Origin of the sequence: Carboxylicivirga longa (genome assembly GCF_050589825.1) — a bacterium.
GTDB classification, from domain to species: Bacteria; Bacteroidota; Bacteroidia; order Bacteroidales; family Marinilabiliaceae; genus Carboxylicivirga; species Carboxylicivirga longa.
Window position 1 is genome coordinate 60589 of the sequence record NZ_JBNGOZ010000025.1, and the last position, 7552, is coordinate 68140.

General features: G+C 35.5%; 4 protein-coding genes. All 4 read right to left on the bottom strand.

The annotated features are described in order from the left end of the window. Nucleotides 1-5: 5 nt before the first annotated feature. The 4 genes from ACRD7A_RS16805 to ACRD7A_RS16820 all read right to left on the bottom strand — a co-directional run bounded on the left by ACRD7A_RS16805 (nucleotide 6) and on the right by ACRD7A_RS16820 (nucleotide 6265). Nucleotides 6-3464, bottom strand: coding sequence for a SusC/RagA family TonB-linked outer membrane protein (locus tag ACRD7A_RS16805; RefSeq protein WP_430812389.1), 3459 nt, complete (start codon nucleotides 3462-3464; stop codon nucleotides 6-8). A 171-nt stretch (nucleotides 3465-3635) separates the two neighbouring features. Next, nucleotides 3636-4850: a FecR family protein gene (locus ACRD7A_RS16810; RefSeq protein ID WP_430812388.1), complete on the bottom strand. Its 1215-nt coding sequence runs from the start codon at nucleotides 4848-4850 to the stop codon at nucleotides 3636-3638. A 254-nt stretch (nucleotides 4851-5104) separates the two neighbouring features. Then, entirely contained in the window at nucleotides 5105-5674 is a 570-nt protein-coding gene (locus ACRD7A_RS16815; RefSeq protein WP_430817958.1) for an RNA polymerase sigma-70 factor, read from the bottom strand. A gap of 51 nt (nucleotides 5675-5725) precedes the next feature. Next, nucleotides 5726-6265, bottom strand: coding sequence for a transposase (locus tag ACRD7A_RS16820; protein ID WP_430812425.1), 540 nt, complete (start codon nucleotides 6263-6265; stop codon nucleotides 5726-5728). Between the last annotated feature and the right edge of the window lie 1287 nt (nucleotides 6266-7552).

The following is a 7552-nucleotide window of genomic DNA, read 5'->3' on the forward strand; positions in this document are numbered from 1 at the left end:
TATTATTAGAAATTAGCCGTTAATCCAAGTGTTAATTTAGTAGGGAAAGGATAATTAGAAAATGTATAGGTGTTACTATGCGGATTAATATTTTCTGGATCAATATAACGTGGCAAATTATGAAACGAATACACATTATCTGCTGTAAAAAAAGCCTTTAGCCCACCTAAGCCCATGCTTTCACACATCTTTTTATCGAAATTATACGATAAGGTGATAGTTTTAATTTTGAAATAATCCAGATTAGCTACATCATTTGTCGTAAACGTTCCATAGTTGTATGGTGATGCCGTTTTATAATAAGATGGTAATGTTGCATTAGTATTTTCAGGCGTCCAGAAATCAGCACCTGTTGGATCTACTCTCAATACCTGCGACATATTTAATAAACGTGGACTGAGCCCACCTAGTCCAATGGTTTCGAACCCTTTGCGTCCCAGACTATAATTCATTAAAACACTTAAATCCCAATTTTTATAGCTAACTTCATGAACAAACCCACCTACCAAAGTTGGTAAAGATGAACCCAAATAAACCAGATCGTCTGAATTTATCCGGTTATCTCCATTTTGGTCTTCATAAATCATATCACCGGGCTGCATCGGCTTTGAGGAACCTGCCTGTAAATAACGCTTTACTCCTAAATTATCATACCAATAAGGAATATCATCATAGGATTGAGCAATTCCTACTTCTTCGTAACCCCATAATCCTAATACAGGCTTACCAATGATTTTATCTTCATAATCACGCCCATCAAACGTTTCCAATAACTTGTTCCAGTTGCGCGCCACATTTGCTGTTAAACCATAGTTAAATTCACCCTCACGCAAAATGTCAAATTTCAAAGTTAACTCAACACCAGAATTACGTATACCTGCAGAATTTCTGAATACTTTTTCAAAAGCTGAGTGATTCCCCGATGTAATTACGGGCATAATCATATCAGTGGTTTCTTTCAGATAATAATCAAAAGTTAAACCCAAGCGATAATTAAACAGGTCAGCGTCAAAACCAACATCCCATTGTGAAGTTCTTTCCCAACTTAGATCTGGGTTATACATTGACACAATATTGTTGGTTTGCTTATTATTAAATGTTACGCCACCTTGATATGAACCATATGCCAGGTACGCTTGCTTATAGGTTTGCCCGCTTACTCCATAAGAGGCACGCATTTTAAGAAAATCGACGTATGAAAGGCCAGACATAAACCCCTCTTCCGTCACAATCCAACCTACACTCGCTGCCGGAAAGGTTCCCCATGGAATAGCCTTACCAAACTTACTACTTCCATCACGACGCAAACTAAATGAAAACAAATACTTCTCCAAATAATCGTAATTCAATCGCCCTATATAACCTATTGTAATGGCATCTGTTCTGTTTGTTTTAACAGACATCAGCGATTGTATTTGCGAATGTGTGGCATTACCACGATCTATCCATCCAGGCCAATTACTAACAACCCATTGCACATAATCACTGGAACCCCCTGTTACATTGGTTGCATAGGTCTTAGCAATTAGTTCCTCATATGTCACCCCTGCCAATACACTTAAATTATGCATATCGTTAAACGATCGAGTATAGTTCAACATGTTCTCTGTTAGCATATTCCTATTTATGGAAATGTAGTCCATAATAGTAGACTCTTTATAAGGATTATGTCTTGTGTTTATAAAACCATGATTATTAGAATAGTTTAGTACAAAACCGTTACGCGAGGTAAAAGATAAATTCTCATTCAGGGCATATTGAAAGGTCAAACTGGTACGAATGGTAAAATTCTCGTTATTCATATCCTGCCCAAAAGACTCATCGGTTTTACTTTTGTAGAAACTTGTTCCGGGTCCGGGATAATAAGGAGTCTGATTTAACAAAGATGGGTCAATAATACCAATGTTATTAACACCATTAGCCATTACCTGATTATAACTTAAATTATTACGCAAAATAAGTTGTAGCTTCTCGGTCGGCTTAACTGTAAAATTAGAAACTAAGTTACCACGAGTAAACCCTGTATTAACAACAACTCCTTCTTCATCGTAAAATCCAATACCTATATTGTACAACACTGTCTCACCTCCTCCGCTAGCCTGCATATTAGCATTAACTACGCGTCCACTTTGATCATAGGCATCATACCAATTAGTGGCATTATTGTAAAATGTATTCAATGAATCCTGATAAACGGGACTGTCTATAGCGGTATAGCTTCTTCCGTTCCCCCAAAAACTATCGTAAATCAAATCACTGAACATATAGCCATCAGGCCCATGAGCCTTTTCATAGGCATCATAGTAGCCTTCCGCATAACCTACTTCACCAGTGGTATTATTATACCATGCCGGTGTATTGTTTCTATTTATGAATTCATAATACTCGCGTTGCAATGCACCGCCATAAGCAGGAGGCGACTGCTGACGATAACTATGTGTGTAAGAAACATTGGCAGTTAAGCGCGTACGTCCTTTTTTACCTGTTTTGGTAGTAACCAAAATCACACCATTACCAGCACGTGAACCATATAAAGAAGCGGCAGATGCATCCTTCAACACCTCGATGCTTTCGATCATATTAGGGTCAATTTCGCTCAGAAAATTAGTCCCTGAAGTACTATTTTCTAAATCTTCAATTGGTATTCCGTCAACTACCCATAATGGCTTAGAACCAACACCTTCGTTTCGAAGCAGGTCGTTATATCCTCTAATGGTCGTTTGTACTTGCGCAGCACCTGGAGCACCTCCAATATTCTGAATATCTAATCCAGCAACACGGCCTTGCAACATTGAGGCAATATCCGCACTTGGCACATTTTCCAAAGCATCAGCCTTAATGGAAGATATAGACCCTGACACTAATTTTTTCTTTTGCTCCCCATAAGCTACGATTTGGACTTCCCCAATATCCGCAAAGTCTTCTGTCAAAATAATATTCACAGGTACTTCAAGCTGGTAATTTACTTTTTCGATTTTAAAGCCTATAAAAGAAACTCTAATTACTCCAGTATTCTCAGATACCTTTAGATTAAAATTACCATTACTATCCGTGATTGTTCCTGTGTTATACCCTTCAAGAATAACGTTAGCTCCAGGTATTGGTTCGCCTCTTGCATCGGTTACCTTACCTGTTACTACTTTTTCATTCTGAACACCTGCATTAACAGCATCTTTATAAATTACAATAACATCATCCTGCACACGGAAATTCAAACCTGTTCCCTTAAGGGCTTCATTGAGAACCTCAGTAGCTGTTGAATTTTCCTTATAAAAATTTACTCTCACATCAGGCGATAAATCATTCATTCGGTAAAGTATACCATAGCCTGATTGATCCTTAAGGTCTTCAAACACCTCAACCAAGGTAGCATTCTTATAACTTGCTTTTTTCACTTCCTGAGAAATTCCTTTGGCAAAGACGCTCAACTGAAACGCAAATAAAAGAATAAACACATTGTTCATAATCCAATAGATTTTCCGATACTTCCAATTATACCATAGGAAGTTCGAATTCATTTTTTTTTCCATAAATTTGTAATGAATTAAATTCAACATTGAATACATTCGTATTCAGTTTTAACCCGGAATGTTGTTGGCGCATCGCTCCGGGTTTTTATTATTAAGTTTATTACTTTATTTTTTACTCACTACTAATGTTCTGTCATCAATTTGAAACTCAATTCCAGAGCCAATTTCTAATAGATTTAATATTGTATTCAAATTCTCAAAACGTTTCATTTCGCCAGTAAAGCGTATTTCTTTAATATCCTGTTCTTGGTAAAAAACATCAATACTATACCAACGCGACAGTTGGCTAATAATACTACCTAACTCCTCATTGTTAAAACGAAACATACCATCTTTCCATGCGGCATAATTACCTGACTTCACTGTTTTTATATCTCCTTTTGTCTGCCCATGTGCAAAATGCATCTGCATATCAGGCTTAAGCATTTGCTCATCAAGAACGCCTCCTGCATTCTTCAAAAAAACCTTTACACTACCTTCTAACAATGTTGTTTCAGTTATTTTTTCTTCATCATAGGCTTTAATATTAAATTGAGTACCATATACCCTAACGTCCATGGCTTGTGTTTCTACAACAAATGGCTTTGTATAGTCTTTTGATACCTCAAAATAGGCTTCTCCTTTCAACTTAACTTTACGAACATCACCTGTAAAATAATTCGTAAACTCTAATTCAGAATCAGCATTCAACCATACATTTGTACCATCTGCTAATTTTAATTGATACATACCTCCTCGAGGAACTATCAACTTATGCCACTCCATTTTTTCTTCTTTAATCTGATGTTCTGGTTTAAAATCATAAGAAAGCTTCTTACTAGAATTTAATACTGCCAAGCCATTTTTTTGAGTCAATGTTGTATCCGTCATCAATTCCAGATCATGCATTGCTCCGTCTTCCATAACCAGAATTGCTTTTTCTGTGCCAGGTTCCAATTGTTCTGCCAAGCGATACCCCTGACTACTCAATCTTTTATCAAGCATGTAAATACTAAGTCCTATTCCAAAAGTTATTAATACAACCACAGCAATACGGCTAACATGCTTCCATAACTCAATGTTTTTTGTTTGCACATAAAATAAGCCTGTTGGAAGTTCATCTTTTATGCGCTCCCAGACTCTATCTGCATCAATTTGATCGTAAGCTTGTTGTTTTTTTTCCAGGTTAAAATCAGACAAAAATGAATCGTGAGCGCTTTTATTGCTCTCTTCCTCTTTTACCCATGCCTTCAAATACTGTTCTTCATTTTTGGTAATGGCATTGGATTGTCGTTTGGCAAGTAAGGCTGATATTCTAATATATTGTTTTGTTCTATCCATTTATATATCTTGTTCAGTTACTAAGAACCCTGAAAACTAAAAAGGGTCAATGAATATGTAGTTTTTTTTAGAGTGTCTTTAATGAATGGAGAACAATTGATATCATTATCCCTCTAAAACAGTAGGTATTTGCAAACATTTCTTAAAATAAATTTCCAACAATCGCATATACCATCCAACCAAGCACCAAGCTTCTGACTTGACTCTATGTATTTTACAAGAATAAATCACCAAAGCCAATAATTATTAAGTACTTAATTCTCAAATAAACTTATTAGGAAGGCCAACAAAAACACTTGTTCTCCTAATTTTTCTCGAAGAAAAGCAAATGCCTGCCGTTTATGATATTTCACAGTACTAGTAGAAATTTCCAATTCATCAGCTATATCAACATTCCGAACTCCATTCATTACCATCCTGCAAATTTGCAGAGTTGGTTCGGGAAGCAAATCTATGGCTGCCAATAATAATCGATAAGTTTCCTCTTCAATCAAATTATTCTTATAAAAGTCTTCACCTTGCAATACTTGAATCATTTCTCGTTGATGTTCATCTACTACCTTTTGATGGCGTAATGTATTAAGCGCCTTATTACGAACACTGACATACAAAAAAGCTTTCACTGAATTAACATCATTTAAGGTGTTCTTCTTCTCCCACAGCATGGTAAAAACCTCTTGCAGAAGGTCTTCAATGGCGACATCATCATGAATATACTTTTTAGCAAATAAAAATAAGCCTTTATAAAAGCTATCAAAAACCTGCTTAAATAATTGTGTTTCGCCCGATTTGAATTTCCTGAATTCATCTTCTGTTAAGATAATACATCAAAAACACTGTTGTGTGCAAAATTAAATATTTATTCGAATCAAGGGTTAAAAAGCATAATTAAGAAACGCAGCAGATAGCTTCCCAAAGGCATGTACTATCAGGCCTTTGGTTGCCCTAACCTTACTTGCTCGCTGGATATCTGTTTTCTCAATAAGCCAGGAGAACATGGCTTCGATGGGCTGCCTCACTCTGGAAGCAGCTGTAGAAAATAAATCATCTGCAGCTTTTATCCTTTGCTTGATGATATCGGACATGCCTTTTACAGCCTTAATCGGAGTCAACATTTCTGAATTATACATTATTTTCATTCGCTCATTAAATACATGATTCATGTATATTTTGTCGCCAAAGAAAGTCCGGTCATACATTTGTGACCAAGCTTCCTTGTAGACATTAATATCGTTTACTGATGCCGGAGTATAAAGTATTTGCTCAGGGAACGGCAAAGTTCCTTGTCTTCTGAAACCCAACATGTGTAACTTCATACCATAGTAGTATAGCCCTTTTGTGGAACAATATCCTTTGTCTGTTATTTCCCGTGCTACCTTCCCATTTCGTTTACCCGAACAAGTATTGATTGGCATAGAATCCAGTAAATTCTGGTTGATTATGCAATCATCAGGTTGGAAATCCCTAAACAATAACTCTGACAACCTGGAAAATGCACCATCCAATCGATTTAAGCGATTGTTATATGCCTGGTAAGAACCTAGCTTAGGAAACCAATCCGATAGGTAATCACAAGCAAATTTGTGAATCTGCTTTATTTTGGTTTATCCTTGATATTGGATACCGAAAAGGTATATCGTCATTACCTCCTGGTCAGTAAACTCTGGTTTGTTATTATTGCTGAACTGTTCACAGTCATATCATAATTCGTCAAAATAGTCACAGACTAAGTTGTATATTCTTATTAAATTGTGGTCCTTATCCTTGAGAATCATATCTAAAAGCTGCTTCGGAAACAATCCTAAGGTACTGAAATTCAAGAGTTTAGCCGATTTAAATACTCTGATTATCAAACTTTTACGTCACTTTTTTACTTATTAATTCAACCCTTGATTGATATTATTTATAATTAAGTAGGCACTTTTAGAAAAAAACTTTTAGATAGCTTTATTATTTCTACACTTGAATTTTCTTTCTCATATCAGATATAACAACTGTTCTCCAGGCGTTTAGCTTCTCCATACCTGACAAAATAAACGACTCAAGGTGTTGCTATTTATTATATTGGACACCTGTAAATAGAAATACTATTCATACAATGCGTAAGTACATAAAAAACAAACTGAATACAAAGGACCTGTTATGAATTGAATAATGACCCTTATTAAAGAATTTAAATTGTGTTTTGCAAAAAATAACATATCTGCACTGAAGAAGTTTCATAGGCTTGCATGTATGTTTAGATAAATGCTAAGAAAACGAAACGTCAGATTGAAAGCTGGATACAAATAGTAAAGAATCAAAGATAAAGTTTCCGGGTGAAATAACCTTTGCATATAATTTATAGCGTGTTATTAAACTGTAAAAAATATTACCCAATTAAAGTGAAGCTATGGGAATGATTAGAGGTCAGTTAAAAGTATCAAAAGTCAATGGTATGGTCGGATTTAAAATGCTCAATTGAAATATTGTTATTGCAAAATGGATGATTTCGAATATGACGCATAAACAGCTTAGTGCCGATTATCTGATTGATTAGTTGATTGTACCAATTTCATCCACGAATATAAAACAATTAAGTTTGATTATACAGTCATAAAACTGTTCAGTAGAACATATGTGCAAGCCGTCAGACTGTCTAAAAACCTCCTATTTATAGAATCACGAGATCAGATATTTTGTATCTTCAGGTATGAAATACA

Bases quoted from the DNA above. Each gene is read 5' to 3' on its own strand.
- ACRD7A_RS16810 (WP_430812388.1), bottom strand. From the start codon at position 4,850: ATGGATAGAACAAAACAATATATTAGAATATCAGCCTTACTTGCCAAA.
- ACRD7A_RS16805 (WP_430812389.1), bottom strand. From the start codon at position 3,464: ATGAACAATGTGTTTATTCTTTTATTTGCGTTTCAGTTGAGCGTCTTT.
- ACRD7A_RS16820 (WP_430812425.1), bottom strand. From the start codon at position 6,265: ATGCCAATCAATACTTGTTCGGGTAAACGAAATGGGAAGGTAGCACGG.